At 70.4% G+C, this 14,934-nt stretch carries 13 protein-coding genes; 5 read left to right on the forward strand and 8 right to left on the reverse strand.

Annotation, left to right across the window (positions count from 1 at the left end; all coding sequences use genetic code 11):
- Positions 1 to 116 precede the first annotated feature (116 nt).
- Positions 117 to 644 carry a hypothetical protein gene (locus OG241_RS04190; protein WP_110627331.1) on the forward strand — a complete coding sequence of 176 codons (528 nt, stop codon included), beginning with the start codon at positions 117 to 119 and terminating at the stop codon, positions 642 to 644.
- A gap of 11 nt (positions 645 to 655) precedes the next feature.
- Here the strand turns inward: OG241_RS04190 and OG241_RS04195 are convergent, their stop codons facing one another.
- The 3 genes from OG241_RS04195 to OG241_RS04205 form a co-directional block, all read right to left on the reverse strand.
- Positions 656 to 1,936: an IS110 family transposase gene (locus tag OG241_RS04195; protein ID WP_405825976.1), complete on the reverse strand. Its 1,281-nt coding sequence runs from the start codon at positions 1,934 to 1,936 to the stop codon at positions 656 to 658.
- 433 nt (positions 1,937 to 2,369) lie between these two features.
- Positions 2,370 to 3,056 (reverse strand): collagen binding domain-containing protein, encoded by a 687-nt coding sequence (locus OG241_RS04200; protein ID WP_405813708.1) that lies wholly within the window; start codon positions 3,054 to 3,056, stop codon positions 2,370 to 2,372.
- Positions 3,056 to 4,576, reverse strand: a complete 1,521-nt coding sequence (locus OG241_RS04205; protein ID WP_405813709.1) for an MFS transporter — start codon at positions 4,574 to 4,576, stop codon at positions 3,056 to 3,058. Before OG241_RS04205 ends, OG241_RS04200 begins: the two co-directional genes overlap by 1 nt.
- Before the next feature lie 963 nt (positions 4,577 to 5,539).
- Here OG241_RS04205 and OG241_RS04210 point away from each other — a divergent pair.
- Entirely contained in the window at positions 5,540 to 6,166 is a 627-nt protein-coding gene (locus OG241_RS04210; RefSeq protein ID WP_405813710.1) for a TetR/AcrR family transcriptional regulator, read from the forward strand.
- A 125-nt stretch (positions 6,167 to 6,291) separates the two neighbouring features.
- Here the strand turns inward: OG241_RS04210 and OG241_RS04215 are convergent, their stop codons facing one another.
- Both OG241_RS04215 and OG241_RS04220 read right to left on the reverse strand, forming a co-directional pair.
- Positions 6,292 to 6,873, reverse strand: coding sequence for a hypothetical protein (locus tag OG241_RS04215; RefSeq protein ID WP_405813712.1), 582 nt, complete (start codon positions 6,871 to 6,873; stop codon positions 6,292 to 6,294).
- 856 nt (positions 6,874 to 7,729) lie between these two features.
- Complete coding sequence (locus OG241_RS04220; protein ID WP_405813713.1) at positions 7,730 to 8,296, reverse strand: hypothetical protein; 567 nt, start codon at positions 8,294 to 8,296, stop codon at positions 7,730 to 7,732.
- Between the two features lie 212 nt (positions 8,297 to 8,508).
- On the opposite strand from OG241_RS04220, the gene OG241_RS04225 reads away from it, so the two are divergent.
- Entirely contained in the window at positions 8,509 to 9,594 is a 1,086-nt protein-coding gene (locus tag OG241_RS04225) for a WD40/YVTN/BNR-like repeat-containing protein (protein ID WP_405813714.1), read from the forward strand.
- A 249-nt stretch (positions 9,595 to 9,843) separates the two neighbouring features.
- On the opposite strand, the gene OG241_RS04230 is transcribed toward OG241_RS04225, so the two are convergent.
- Complete coding sequence (locus tag OG241_RS04230) at positions 9,844 to 10,521, reverse strand: uracil-DNA glycosylase (RefSeq protein ID WP_405813715.1); 678 nt, start codon at positions 10,519 to 10,521, stop codon at positions 9,844 to 9,846.
- A 228-nt stretch (positions 10,522 to 10,749) separates the two neighbouring features.
- Between OG241_RS04230 and OG241_RS04235 the strand changes: the two genes are divergently transcribed.
- Positions 10,750 to 11,670 carry a sirohydrochlorin chelatase gene (locus tag OG241_RS04235; protein WP_405813716.1) on the forward strand — a complete coding sequence of 307 codons (921 nt, stop codon included), beginning with the start codon at positions 10,750 to 10,752 and terminating at the stop codon, positions 11,668 to 11,670.
- Positions 11,671 to 11,777: 107 nt separating this feature from the next.
- Here the strand turns inward: OG241_RS04235 and OG241_RS04240 are convergent, their stop codons facing one another.
- On the reverse strand, positions 11,778 to 13,298 hold the full coding sequence (locus OG241_RS04240; protein WP_405813717.1) for an FUSC family protein: 1,521 nt from the start codon (positions 13,296 to 13,298) through the stop codon (positions 11,778 to 11,780).
- 216 nt (positions 13,299 to 13,514) lie between these two features.
- Here OG241_RS04240 and OG241_RS04245 point away from each other — a divergent pair, with 216 nt between their 5' ends.
- A complete protein-coding gene (locus OG241_RS04245) occupies positions 13,515 to 13,991 on the forward strand; it encodes an Lrp/AsnC family transcriptional regulator (protein ID WP_405826041.1) in 477 nt (158 codons plus the stop codon).
- A gap of 62 nt (positions 13,992 to 14,053) precedes the next feature.
- Here the strand turns inward: OG241_RS04245 and OG241_RS04250 are convergent, their stop codons facing one another.
- On the reverse strand, positions 14,054 to 14,863 hold the full coding sequence (locus OG241_RS04250) for a LysR substrate-binding domain-containing protein (RefSeq protein WP_405813719.1): 810 nt from the start codon (positions 14,861 to 14,863) through the stop codon (positions 14,054 to 14,056).
- Positions 14,864 to 14,934 lie beyond the last annotated feature (71 nt).

The raw sequence follows: 14,934 nt of genomic DNA on the forward strand, positions 1-14,934 counted from the left end.
GAACACTGTTGGCTCGCTGTCTTGGCTTGCGTGCGGATCGCCGGTCGGGCAAGAGTGCGGTTGACGCAGAGCTCGGGGCTTATGGCGGCGGGACGGGGGACAGACAGGTGTGCAGGATGGATGTGGCCGCCAAGGAGGCGGCGATCGCTCGGTTTCTCCACGAGTATCCGCAGGCAGCTGATGCCGGCCGTGGGCATCCTGCCCTCCACGGGTGTGAGGAGGTCCGCTGGTCGGAGTTTTCCGGGTGCCCTGCCGCGATCCCAGTCCTGCTGTACGGCCTGCTCGATCAGGCTGCCGCGGCCGAGGCCCAGCGTGTGCTCACCAACACCATGTTCAGCATCGCCGAGATGAATCCGGCCATGCCGGTGGTCCTGCCGTTCCTGCTTCGTCTCGCAGGCGACCCGCAGGTTCCTGAGCGGTCCGGACTACTGGACCGTCTGGTCACTGTCGCCGACTACTCCGAGCCGATCGATTCCGGCAACGAGGCCATGGCGCTGTGGTTCGGCAACGACAACGATCACCCCGAGCGCGAGCAGTGCAGGGCCGTGTTCGAGCAACACGCAAGTGTGGTGGCGATGCTGCCGGAAGGCCTGATCAACCCGGACAGCCGGGCGAAGCTTCGGCAGGCCGCCGGACTTCTGTGAGATCCCCGCGCTCAGGCCACCCGCGCGACCGCAGAGACTGGGGCAGGAAAAGCCACGGCTTCGTCGAAGCGGCGGCCGTGCTGGAGACAGTGGTAGAGCTGTCCGAGCAGGCGATTGAAGAGGTTGCGCTGGGCGGATGCGTGCCAGTCTCCGTGATCGTCGCGACGCCGGCGGTAGTGCATCTTGGCTCCAGGCGAGGCGTTGGGTGCGGAGAAGGCCCAGAGATAGCCGACGTGGTTCAGTCGGTCGTTTTTCACCCACCGCCGGGTGACGCTCGACTTTTTGCCTGAGGCGCGAGTGATGGGTGAGGCGCCGGCGTATGCCTTCAGTCCGCGGGCGTCTGCGAAGCGCTGGCGGTCGTCTCCGATCTCGGCGAGCACCCGGGCGCCGAGCTGGATGCCGAGGCCGGGAAAGCTGAGGATGATCTCAGCATCCGGGTGCTCAGGGAACGCTTCATCCACCGCCTCTTCGAGGTCGTCGGCGGCCTTGGAGGCGGCTTCCAGCTGAAGCAGGAGGGCGAGCATCTGCCTGCCGAGTGCATCTTCAACCAGCTGAGGTTGGTGAGCCCAGTCGGCTCGGAGGATGTCACGGAGCCGGTCAGCCTCCGCGGCGATGCCGCGTTGGCGGCCGGCTCGCTTGAGGGCGGCCTGAAGCTGTGCGCGGGTCAGCTCTGCGGCTCGCGTCGCAGTGGGGGCGAGGCGGAGAAGTTCGCGGGCCTCGGGCCGGCACAGGCCCTTCTTCCACGACTCAACGGCCATCAAAGCCGCGGGGTAGTACTCCCTCAGCAGGGAGCGGAGTTGGTTGGCTATCTGCTGGCGGTTCCAGACAGCATCCTGCTGGGCGCGAGCGAGAACCGTGACGGCACGGGCCAGCTCACTGTCCTGCGGCAGTGGCCGGTGGGCATGCATGTCGGTGCGCAGGATGTTCGCCAGGACCAAGGCGTCACCGGGGTCGGACTTCTTGCGGGAGACGGCATGCCGGTCGCGATAGCGGGCTGCGGCCATCGGATTGATCGCGAATATCTTGCGCTTGCCCGTCCGCAGCACCGCGACCAGCAGGCCACGGGAGGTTTCGATCGCAACTGGGATCGGGTTCTCCTCGGTGTCGCCGTACTCAGCCAGCAGATCCAGGAGCACCCGATAGCCGGCGGCATCGTCGGTGATGTGCCGTTTGGCGACGAGTTGGCCGCTGTCGTCGACCAAGGCAACGTCATGGGTACGTTCGGCCCAATCAATCCCGCAGTAGATCAAGGCTTTCCTTCCGCCGTAGCTCTGTCCTATCCACGAGCTCATGCGGGCCACGCAGCGACCTAATCCCAGGACTCAGCCTCTACAGCCGGTCCGCCACCTCAGTAGCTGTTCGTGGCACCAGCTCGCCCCACGGGCCTCGGTCTATGCAGGAGCTCAGACGGCTCAGGCCTATCAAGAGGTCACCATGAGGTGGGCTCGTCCCACCAACACCAACGAACGAGCAAGGCCTGGTGTTGATGCCCGACAGCGCTGAACGGCGCCGATCTACCGCCAGGCCTTCTCAGCCCAGTCATCTGCAGGCGTACGTCCAGCGCCGACGAGCACCAACATGCAGGTCGGGGTGATGGCCCACGGGCGCCAAGACGTGCCCAGTCTGTCCGTAGGCCTCAAAGGCCAGGCCGAACCGCATGCATCCACCTGGCACCCGCGCGGCCATCACCGCTTGAGCGTCCAACTCGACCGCTCTAACTACGGATTAGGTCATCTGATCGCGGACCGCGGCGTCGGCGAGCTCGGAGAACTGGCCGCGCATCGTGGGCAGCCGCAGGTTGCGGCAGGCGGCATCGATGGCGGCATCAGCAGCCTGTTCGGTCAGGCCGCGGTGACGGGTGACGCTCATGGCGGGGCTCCTTAACTGGTGGGACGCCCGGCTGACGGCCGGGTGTGACGCAGGAGTTGGTCGTAGGCGGCCACCGACGGCAGCGGACGTGAGTCGGGCGGCAGTGCGGCCAGATGGCGTTCGGTTGGCCAGGACGTCCCCGCGCACGTCGGTCACGATGACTGCGGCGTCGGCGACCGGGGCCCCGCTGTCGGCGGAGCGCACCACCCCGGTCAGCCCGCTGGTACCGCTGAGCAGGATGTCGAACGCAACCGGCTCGTCGCCCACGGCCACTGTCGTGGCCTGCGGCTGGTAGCCGTCTGCGGACGCGATGAGGACGTAGGATCCGGCGCCGGGCGCGTCCACGCCGTACGAGCCGTCGGCGCGGGTGACGGAGCGGCCCACCTGACGTCCTGCGAGCGGGATCAGCGTCATCGAGGCTCCGGCCAGGGGCGTCTTCCCCGCGCCTCGGGCGCGTCCACCGTCCGGTAGCCCTCCGGCAACGGCCGCGGCGGTGGAGGGCACCGGCATCCGCTGGGCGGCGGCCGGTGAACGGTGACCCACTACTTCTCCATGGTGTTGGCCCCGGTGGCCGGTACGGCGGCCCTGTCCGGGATCGCGGTCGGTATGGCCGACTCGGCTGCAGTGTCCACCGCCCTGGCGGTGGCGGGGCGGTGGCGCGGGATGAAGGAGGCGAGGACGCACGCGAGGAGGCCTGCGCCGGCGCCGACGGCCATGACCGTCTTGAAGCCGTTCTCCGACGGCAGGGAGACGGAGCCGACCGTCGTCGTCATCTGGGAGAGGATCACGGCGGCGACCGCGCTGGCGGACGACGTGCCGATAGACCGCATGAGGGTGTTGAGGCTGTTCGCGGCACCCGTCTCGGACGCGGGGACCGCGCCCATGATGAGGGCAGGCATGGCGCCGAAGGTGAAGCCGATGCCGGCGCCGACGATGCAGGACGCCAAAATGAACTGCCAGACCTCGTCCATGAGGACGATGTTCAGGCCGTAGCCGGCGGCCACGATCAGAGCGCCGGTCATCAGGGTCGTCTTCGGGCCCCGGGCCTTGGAGAGGAGGGCGGACACCGGAGCCGCGGCCATCATCACCAGGCCCATCGGCGCCAGGACCAGGCCGGCGGTGAGCAGCGACCTGCCCAGACCGTAGCCGGTCGCAGTGGGCAGCTGCAGGAGCTGCGGCACGACAAGCATTATCGTGAACATGCCGAACCCAACGGCGATCGAGGCGACGTTGGTGAACAGCACCTGACGGCGCGCGGCGGTGCGCAGGTCCACCAGCGGTTCCTTGACGCGCAGTTCGAACAAGCCCCACAGCAGCAGCACCACGACGGCCGCGGCGAACAGGCCGAGGGTGGTGCCGCTGGTCCAGCCCCAGTCGGCGCCCTTGGAGATGGCAAGGAGCAGGCAGACCAGGCCGGCCGCCATGCCGATGGCGCCGACGACGTCGAAGCGTCCGCCAGTGCGCACCTGCGACTCCGGTACGAGCGCCAGTACCAGGACGGTGGCGAGGGCGCCGGCGCCGGCGGAGGCCCAGAACAGCGTGTGCCAGTCGAAGTTGTCGGCGATGGCCGCGGCGGCGGGCAGGCCGAGGGCACCGCCCACGCCCAGGGATGCGCTCATCAGTGCGGTGGCGGAGCTGAGCCGCTCCGGGGGCAGCTCGTCACGCATGATGCTGATGCCGAGCGGGATGACGCCGGCAGCCATTCCCTGCAGCACCCGTCCGACGATCATTGGTGTCAGTGAGTCGCTGAGTGCGGCGATGACCGAGCCGGTCACCAGCATGACCAGGCTGACCAGAAGCATGCGGCGCTTGCCGACCATGTCTCCCAGCCGGCCCATCACGGGGGTGGCGACGGCGCCCGCGAGCAGGGTGGCGGTGATGGCCCAGGAAGCGTTCGACGGCGAGGTTCCCAGCTGCTTCGGAAGGTCCGGGATGATGGGGATGACCAGGGACTGCATCAGCGAGAACACGATTCCGCCGAAGGCCAGGGCCGCCACCACGGCCTGGGATCGCGGTGCTGTGGCCCTTCCGTCATCGACGGTTCGGGGACGGGAATGGGGCATGGTCGAGCCTCCGTAGGGGCGATCGGTAACAGGGATGGAGGGGACGTCGTGCGATCGTTCATTCGTCAGAAAGCGGGCAGCCCGTCAAGCGCTGCACAAGCGGCCGGGCACCTTGAGTTGAGCGCGTCCGCGAGACCCTGACGGTCGAGGCCTTCGCCGACGAGACCGCGGTCTCCCGGCGCACCCCTCCCGCCACGTCGCCGGCGGAGCAGGCACGGCTGTACGGCGCCCCGGGTGCGCCTCGCCGTCGCAGATCGAGCTGTTTCGTACGCCTCCCGAAAAGGCTGCCGCGGAGTGTGCCGCTCCGGCTGCCCGTGAGCATGCGCTCTCCGTGGCCGGACGCAACACGGTGATGTCACCACTGATGCGGCGGAGGCGACCCGGCACGTCCTGCGAGAACGCCGAGCGCGCACCCCCATTCGGCCGACCCGTCGTCCCATGGGGTGTCCTACAGGTCCGACGGCCAAAGGCCGACGGGCGGAAGTTGACTCCCCCGTCGACTTCGATGATCTCGCCGGTGACCTGGGAATTCGTGGGTGAGGCGAGGGAGAGGATCGTCGCGCTGTGGGCGATCGCTCCGCCCCCGGTTTCCTGCATGAAGGGCGCGGCCACCGTGGTCAGATCCTCCTCGGTGCGCGAAGGGATGACCCCGTCGGCGCCCGCTTCGGCGAGTGCCACCACCGTCGCGGCGCCAATGACCGGCCGGACCCGGTTGCCACGGCGATCTTGATCTGTGATCTGGAAGAGATTGCTCATCACACCTGGACCGTAGCACCACTCTGGCGATAAGTGTTAGTTGGCTTTCACTTATTTTCATGATGGTCACAACCCAGGGAACGGGTCACAACGAAAGCACCGGAGGTGCCGCCGCACTGGCGGTGTACGGCTTGACGTCGCCGCACGTGGCCTGACGGCCAGGTTGTGGACGGCCGACGGCCCGGCAGCGCGTACTACTGTGCAGTCATGGCGACGCAGGGACGGACCTTGAGGGCTGATGCGGCTCGTAACTACCAGCGGATCGTCGGTGTCGCGGTCCAGGCGTTCGAGGAGATCGGGCCGGAGGTGACCCTCGAGGAGATCGCTCGGCGCGCGGAGGTAAGTGTGATGACGGTCTACCGGCGTTTTCGCGCTCGCGACGAGCTGGTCCGAGCCGTCCTGGACCACGTTCTCACCACGGAGATCCAGCCCATGGCGGCGGCGCACACCGAAGATCCGTGGCGAGATCTCGTCGACGTGCTCGGGGCCAGCATCGATGTACTGGCTCAACGGCAGGTCATCCTCTCCCTTGCCCGGGAGTCCGACGCGTTCGATGTCGAAAGCGTGCACCACTACCTGCGCTCCCTTGAACGGCTGCTACGACGTGCCGTCGAGGCGGGGGTGGTGCGACCGGAGCTGGAGATTCGTGACGTGGCGGCGGTCATCGTCATGGTTCTGGCCACGGTGCGTCTAGGCGATCCCGACGGCGCGGGCCGCAGGCGCTACCTCGCCCTGGTCGTCGATGGGCTGCGCATCTCGCCGACCCCCCTGCCCCCTCCCCCGGCACGGGAGTTCCCCGGGTCTGCTGCCTACACACAGGGACCGGAAGCCTGATCTCCCCATGCCACGACAGAGGGCCGTCGTCGAGGTGCCGGGGTGCGGGCTTGCCTCGGCCGTCTCGCGGCGCGATGAGTCTGCGTCACCTCCGATACGACCGGCCATCTGGTGACGAGGGAGGTCTACCTGGACCGCACCGCCTCGGGTACGACCGACTTCGACCCCAGCTTCTCCAGCACCGAGCGCGCCCCGCCGCACTCGACGGCCCGGCGCGGCGGCGCCGGAGGTGACCGCGTCGCGGTCGACAAGGACCTCGATCGTGCGGACGTTACTGGAGAAGTACCCGCGTCGTCGTAGGCCCGGGTCAGCGCCGTCGGGCTGATCTTCGCGTAAAAGTGAACTGAGTGGACTGCGGCGAGCAGTGGCCGAGCCAGGCTTACAGTTCGAACAGAGTCATCGGCTCCTTCGCGTTGTAGAGCTGGCTGGCGATCGTGGACCGGGCCCGATGGCTGGTGATGTTCCCACGCACGTCGGCGGCGGGAAACACCAGCCTTGCGGCAGAGCATCGGGATGACGGTGCTGTCGGTGTAGGCGGAGGAAACCTTCCGGGCCCGGGTGGCGAACAGCAGATCCACCAGGTCGCCGGTGTGGCGGTCAGTGAACTGCGGCTGCTCCGAACGGATCGCCTGCCACGCACCGAGGGCCTGACCGAGGATCGGATCGACCGGCTTGGTGAACGCGGTGCCGGTCTTGTACGTCGGCACGTCCAGCAGGCAGACCGCGTCGCGGGCCGGGACCTGGTCAGGGGCATCGGAAGTCCCCCTGCGTCGTCAGCTGGCGCAGGGGGGCTGCTATTTCTCCAGCTCACTGCCTCTTACACGAGGCCTACACCCCCTCTTACGGGGCTCAATCTCAGGGGGTTCAGAGGGGGTTCGAAGCCCTTCAGGGAGTTCCCAGGGGGGTGCTGAACGACACATCGCGAAACACCGAGAAAGAACCAGAAAGACTAGATGGCCAGGTCACGACCCAGATCCAGATCACAGCGAGGGCGCCAGAGCGATGCACGTTCGATACTGCAAGTACGCGACCAGCGACATCACGTACCGCTGATCCGTCCCCCCACCGCGGCTGTACGAGGCGGTCCCGCAACCGCCTCGTACAGCCGCCGCCGTTCCGACTCGGGGCGCCGCTCTCCTCGTTGCTGCTCGCGCTCGACACTGGTGCCGGCACCGGCACCAGGGCGGGTGCCCGCTCGGCGTGGGCGCGTGCGGCGGGTGGGTACGGGCTACGTCCGGTCTGACGGCCACCGCCGCATACCCCGCGCGGGTTGGCCGTCCTGCCGCACCGCCTTCGGCGGAGTGCCGCGACAGCGTTCCGCTCGCCCCGACCGACGGGCCCGGTCTCCTTCCACCGCCTGTACGGCGGATACGGCACGGAGACGGTCTGCGCCGTGCCGCCGACGAGGCCGCCGAGCGCGACGTCACGGTGGTCGGGATCCGGCCGGGCGCGGCACCGCACCTCCCCCGTCGCGCGCCACACCTCAGCCGACGCACACAGCAGGGGAGGTGGCCGCAGGCCGAACGCATCCGACCCCGGCTCCCCCGACCCCCGTGACCCTTCTCAGCGGGTGTTGCGGCCCCACATCGGGTCGAACCGCTCCCACGCCTCGTCCCACTCCTCCATCCGCCTGCGCTGCAGACGGCCGCGCAGGAGACGCCAGCCGACGTAGGGCACGGTCGCCCCGCTCGCGCCCGCCAGGGCGCCGATCAGCACGGCTCTGAGACGGGCCTCGGACTCGGTGGCGGGCTTCGTCACCAGACGGCCCTGCGGGTCCGTCCAGACCGTCGCCGGGCTGCCCGCGGTGCTGCCCGCGTCGACCCGGGCCTGGCCCGTGTGCCGGGTGCCGTCTGAGGTGCTCCAGCGAACCTTCGCCCACACCTTCTCGCTGCCCACCGTGCCGGGCGCGTCCTCCACCACCAGTGCCGTCACGGAACGCCACTCGACGCGCTCTCTCGCCAGCCCCTGTTCGACGGAGTGGGCCGACACCAGGCCGACGAAGACCCCGGTGAGCACGATGAGTGCCCAGGTGGCCAGTGCGGCCCATCCCTCCACGGCATCCACGCGACGCCTCAGCGGATTGCGCCGCCAACGCCACAGCCACACCCTCGGACCACGGAATGCCGCCATCGAAGGCATCCTCCTCACGCGCACACGGACATGCCCTGCCGTCCTCCCATACGCGCGACGGGCCGCCGCTGCTCACGACAGGTCCGAGGTCTCCGTCACATCCCGCCGACAAACCGCTTTGACCTGCGACGACGCCGATTCCAGAGGTGACTGTCAGTGGTGGGGTGCAGACTGGCCGATGACTGGACAAAGACGTCCCGGAGGTGATCGGCATGACCGAGGTACTGCTCACGGTCGGCACGCGCAAAGGCCTGTTCATCGGGCACCGGCGCGGAGGCACGTGGGAGTTCGACGACAGCCCTTCTTTCAACGCGCAGGCCGTGTACTCGGTCGCGATCGACACCCGGCGGGAGAGCCCGAGGCTGCTGGTCGGCGGCGACAGCGCCCACTGGGGGCCGTCGGTATTCCACTCCGACGACCTGGGCCGGACGTGGACGGAGCCGACGCGGCCGGCCGTCAAGTTCCCCAAGGACACGGGCGCCTCACTGGAGCGCGTCTGGCAGCTCCACCCGTCGACGGCGGAAGCGGACGTGGTGTACGCGGGCACCGAACCGGCGGCGCTGTACCGCTCGGAGGACCGCGGTGAGTCCTTCGAGCTGGTCCGCCCGCTGTGGGAGCATCCCACCCGCTCCCGGTGGGTGCCGGGCGGCGGCGGTGAGGGACTGCACACGATCGTCACCGACCAGCGTGATCCGCGCGCGGTGACGGTCGCCGTCTCGACCGCCGGCGTGTTCCGCACGTCGGACGGCGGCGCGAGCTGGGCCCCGTCCAACTCCGGTGTCTCCGCGGTGTTCCTGCCGGATCCGAACCCGGAGTTCGGCCAGTGCGTGCACAAGGTCGCGAAGGACTCCGCCAACCCCGACCGGCTCTACCTCCAGAACCACTGGGGTGTCTACCGGAGCGACGACGCGGGCGGGCACTGGACGGACATCGGCGCCGGTCTCCCCTCGACGTTCGGTTTCGCGGTGGCGGCTCATCCGCACCGCGGCGACACGGCGTACGTCTTCCCCATCAACGCGGACGCGGACCGTGTCCCCGCCGACCACCGTTGCCGGATCTTCCGCACGGCGGACGCCGGCAAGAGCTGGGAGCCCCTTTCTGCGGGCCTGCCCCAGGGGGACCACTACGGCACGGTGCTGCGCGACGCCCTGTGTACGGACGACGCGGACCCGGCGGGCGTCTACTTCGGCAACCGGAACGGCGAGGTGTACGCGTCGGCGGACGACGGCGACAGTTGGCAGCAGTTGGCGTCCCATCTGCCGGACGTGCTGTGTGTGCGGGCCGCGGTGATCGACTGAGGACCGGTCGCAGGAGGACGGTTCCCGGCCCCGGGCCCCCTGCCATGGCACAGGTGCGCATGGACTGCGGCTTGGGGCCGATGGCGCTGAGCCGGGTGGTCTCCGCCGCGATGCTGGGAAGCTACGGCGCCGACCGGAGCCTGACGGGAGGCCCGGGGCTGCGACGGTAGCGGCCGACGCCCTGGTCACGCTCACGGCCTGCTGTGCCTGGAGGCCACCAGGCACAGCTCAAGGCTCGGCGACCGTGGCCTACGGCAGTTGCCAGTCCACCGGTTGGGCCCCCTGCTTGACGAGCAGGTCGTTGGCCCGGCTGAAGGGGCGTGAGCCGAAGAAGCCACGGTCCGCCGACATCGGCGACGGGTGGGCGGACTCGATCGCCGGGAGATCGCCCAGCAGCGGCCGCAGATTGCGTGCGTCACGCCCCCAGAGGACGGACACCAGCGGCTTGCCACGCGCCACCAGCGCCCGGATCGCCTGTTCGGTGACTTCTTCCCACCCCTTGCCCCGGTGCGCCGCGGGACTGCGCGGCGCCGTGGTGAGCGCCCTGTTCAGCAACAGCACACCCTGCTTCGTCCACGGCGTCAGATCACCGTTCGACGGCCTGGACAGCCCCAAGTCCGTGTGCAGCTCCCGGAAGATGTTCTCCAGGCTGCCCGGCAACGAACGCACCTCGGGCGCCACCGCGAAACTCAGCCCGATCGCCATCCCCGGCGTGGGGTAGGGATCCTGACCGACGATCAGGACACGCACGTCGTCGAACGGCTGCTGGAAGGCACGCAGGACATTCGCCCCGGCCGGAAGGTATGTCCGGCCGGCCGCTATCTCGGCCCGGAGGAAGTCCCCCATCGCGGCGATGCGTTCGGCGGCGGGGTCAAGAGCCTTCGCCCAGCCCGCTTCAACAAGTTCATGCAAGGGTCGTGGTGCCACAGTCCGTCACCCTACTGGCACACACCGACGCCCCGCACGGACAGCCAAGCGCTCGCACACCGACACCGCCGAGTGACCGGAATGCGCGCCTTTTCCACCCTGCGGAGAGATGTCACCTACTGATCGCTTCTGATCCGTCCGTAACTCATCAGACAAAAGGGGACGGATACCGCTCACCTGCCCCCTCCCCGAACAAGGGAGCCCAGTAAGCCAGTAACATGCGGCGCCATGAGCTCCCCCACTGGGCCCGCCGGCCTGCCAGTACGAATGCCGCGCCCCCGCCAGCCGGGCCGGCACCGCCGCCCCGAGCCGCTGGCGGCTCCCGAGGGGGCGCCCGCGCTCGTCCTCGCGGTGCCGGGCATGCCCAGCGCCGCCACCCGGGGCCTCGCCGAGGAGGTCGTGAGCATCGCCCGCTCCGAACTCCCCGGCCTCGACGCCCGCATCGGCTACCTCGACGGTGACGACGGGGAGTTCCCCACGCTCCAGTCCGTGCTCACGCACACCGCGCAGGAGCGCACCGCCCGCTATGAGCAGGCCCTCGCCGCCGGTGCGGACGTCAAGCAGCCCGAGGGGCCCGTGGCCGTCGTCGTGCCGCTGCTCGCCGGTCCGGACAACGCGCTGCTGCGGCAGGTCCGTCAGGCCGTCATGGAGAGCCGTATCGCGGCCGACCTGACCGACGTCCTCGGCCCGCACCCGCTGCTCGCCGAGGGACTGCACGTACGGCTGTCCGAGGCGGGCCTCGCGCGCGCCGACCGGGCCCGACTGTTCACCGTGGCGACCGCCGCGGACGGCATCATCCTGGCCTCGGTGGGTGGCGAGGAGGCCGTGCAGGCGGCCGGGATCACGGGCATGCTGCTCGCCGCGCGTCTCGCCGTACCGGTCATGGCGGCGGCGCTCGACCAGGACGGCTCGATCGCGGCCATCGCGGAACAGCTGCGGGCCTCGGGTTCGCAGAACCTCGCGCTCGCCCCGTATCTGATCGGCCCGGAGATCGACGCCGGTCTGCTGGAGGCCGCGGCGGCCGAGGCCGGCTGTGCCTCCTCCGACGCGCTCGGCCCCTACCCGGCCATCGGCAAGCTGGCGCTGGCCAAGTACACGACAGCCCTGGGCATCGCCCCGCAGCAGCCCCAGGGCGCCCCGGTCCGCTGACCCGGCAGCACCCCGTACGACGCAGTCCGACGTCTGGAACATCTGGTACGCCGAAGGGCCCGCTCCTTTCCGGGAGCGGGCCCTCGGCGTGTCCGGACGCGGGGACCTCAGGCGCCGACGAGTGGCGAACGCGACGGGCCACGCAGCGGATCGGCCAGCTCGGCCAGGGTCCGTTCCAGGGCGTGCAGGTGGGCGAGTGCGGGCTCCCTGACGTGGGACCGGTCGACTTGGGCCGCCACGGAGCTGGCGCGGCCCTCCACAAGCGCCTCCACCGCGGTCTCCACCCGCTTGCAGGCGGCGGCGAGCCGGACGTCGTGGGCGGCCTCACGGTCGGCGGCCACGGCGGCCAGGCCGCGGATCTCGCGGGCACAGTCGTCGAGGAGCGCCAGTACCCGACGCGCGCGGCGCTTACGGGCGCGCACCGGGTTGAGCGGATGCACGAGCGGCGCGACCGACAGCCGGACACGCCCCAGCAGCAGTTCCAGCTCCGCGACGCGCGGCGCCGGGTCGGGGGCCGCGCCGCCGAGGCCACCGTCCGGCGAACCGGCGAGCCGGGCGGTGGCCTCGGCGGTGCAGGCGTGGACGCAGCGCAGGGCGCGCTGGATCCACGCGTCGGTGGTGGAGTGCGTGGTGATCGGCAGCACGAAGGCCACGGCCAGCAGGGCGCCCAGTGCACCGACACCGGTCTCCGCGAGCCGTACGCCGAGCAGGGCGGGGTCGAGGACGCCCAGCAGGCCGTACAGGAGCTCGGCGAGCAGGGTGACCGAGAGCATCATCCACGTGTACGACACGGCGGCCGAGTAGAAGATGCCGAACACACACACGGCGACCAGTACGGCCGTGGGGACGGCGGCGCCCGCTACCGGAACAGCGACGGCGAGGCCCAGCACGATGCCGAGCACCGTCCCGAGGACGCGGCGGAAGCCGCGGACCAGGGTCTCGCCGCGCGAGGTGGTGTTCACGAAGATCCACCAGGCGGCGCCGACGGCCCAGTACCAGCGGTCCCCGGACACCAGTTGGCCCATGACCAGCGCGAAGCCTGCGGCGACGGTCGCCTGGACGGCCTGACGGGTGGTGGCGCGGGCCAGACCGCGTTCGCCGGCGGGGGCGAGGGGGGCCGGCGGCGGGGGCGTGCGGCGTTCGTAGCACCAGAGGCCGAAGCGCACCGCCGAGGCGGTGAGCAGGGACAGGACGACAGCGCCGTACAGCTCGGGCAGTTGGGCCGGTACCGCGTGCAGGAACTGGGCGACGAAGAAGGTCATGAACGCGAAGATGCCCAGGCTGTGGCCGCGCGGGCCCCAGCGGCGCGCGTACACGCCGGCGCCGACGACGGCGAGGAGAGCGAGGCCGCGGGCGACCGGGTGATCGTGGAGTCCGGCCGCGGCGGCGAGGACCGGGAGGCCGACAGCGGGCAGCAGCGCGGTGGTGACCGCCTGCCCGCGCACCGTGACGTCGGTGACCGTGAACAGGGCGAGCATCGCGGCGAGTCCGCCGGTCACGGCCCCGGTGAGCGAGTGTCCGGCGAGGCCGCAGACGGTGACGGCCAGGCCGACACCGAGCACGGCCCGCACGGCGAAGCGCAACCGGGCGCGGCCCGGGTCCGGCGCCATGAACACCCTTTTCAGCACTGCTGCCCCGCCCCACTGGAGTCCGCATGAGAAAGGCGCCACGGAGTCCGCGGCGCCATCGACGGGAACATTGCAGCACTTCCGCCGCGACCGGCTCAAGTCAGGGCGAATATGCTGGGCCATTGGCACAGACATATCGGTCCGCAGGTGTCCACCGTCGAACCAACGGACCATGTGGACCATGTAGTGGACCAGGTACACGAGGAGGGCGGCACCATGGCCGTGGACGAGCTGGACACCCGCATCCTGCGGCTGCTGCTGGAACGGCCCCGCAGCAGCGTCCGCGAGTACGCCCGTGTCCTCGGCGTCGCACGCGGAACCCTTCAGGCCCGCCTCGACCGTCTCGAACGGGACGGCGTGATCACCGGCACGGGCCCTTCCCTGTCCCCCGCCGCGCTCGGCCACCCCGTGCTCGCGTTCGTGCACATCGAGGTCACCCAGGGCCATCTCGACGAGGTCGGGGAGGCGCTGGGAGCCGTGCCGGAGATCGTCGAGGCGTTCTCGATCGCCGGCGGCGGTGATGTCCTCGCGCGGGTCGTGGCCCGCGACAACGCCCATCTGGAGGACGTGATCCAGTCTCTGATCAGCGTGCCGGGCGTGGTCCGCACCCGCACGGAGGTGGCCCTGCGCGAGCGCGTCCCGCACCGGCTGCTGCCCCTGGTGGAGTCGATCGGCCGCGCGATCGCCCGCTGATCACCGCCCCCGACCGCTCTCGCGGCGCGGTTGTGTGCCCGGCTTCCAGGTCTCGGCGGGTGCTACGACTTGCGGCGGGGCTTGCCCTGGCGGGCACCGCCGGTCTTGCCACCGCTGCGGGCGTTCCTGCCCGCCGATCCGCTCTTTCCGGCGCCGCCGCCTCCGCCCCGGCCCGCCGACCTTCCGGCGGCGGGCTTGCGTGCCGTGCCCTCCGCACCGGCCCGCTTCTTGGTCTTCGGCTGCTCTGCCTCGGGCTCCTGGCGGCGTCCGCGTGAGCTGTTGACGGTGCGGCCCCGCACGATGCCGATGAAGTCCTCGACCAGGTCGGTCGTGCGGTCCTCCGGCCAGGACAGTGCGACCTGGGAGCCGGGCGCGTCGGTGACCGGCCGGTACGTGAGGTCCCTGCGGTGGTGGAGGCGGGCCAGGGACTGGGGGACGACGAGGACGCCGATCCCGGCCGCGACCAGTTCGACGGCGTCCTCGGTGGTCGCGGGGCGCTCGATCGCGGGGAGGCCGGGGAGGCGCTCCCAGCCGAGGGTGTCGTCGAGGGGGTGCAGCACGATGTCGTCGGCGAGGTCCTCGGCGGTCACCTCGTCGACGGCGGCCACGACATGGTCCTTGGGGACCACGACCACCGACGTCTCGGTGTAGAGGGGGATCGCGCTGAGCACCGTACGGTCGACCGGCAGGCGGACGAGGGCCGCGTCGGCGTCGCCGGCCAGCATCAGCTCGCCGGCCTCGGCGGCGGACACCTGGAGCAGGGTCAGGGGGACGTCGGTTCGGCGCTCGTTCCAGATCCGCACCCACTTGGCGGGGATCACTCCGGGGACGTACGCGAGCCGGAACGCGGGGGAATCTACCGAGCCAGTCACCGCGCCAGGCTACCTGCCGTACTCCTCTCGCCGTGCTGCCCGCCCTGTCGCCGGTTCTCCCCGCCCCGCCC

It is taken from the genome of Streptomyces sp. NBC_01390, assembly GCF_045040105.1.
In the GTDB taxonomy this organism is placed as follows: domain Bacteria; phylum Actinomycetota; class Actinomycetes; order Streptomycetales; family Streptomycetaceae; genus Streptomyces.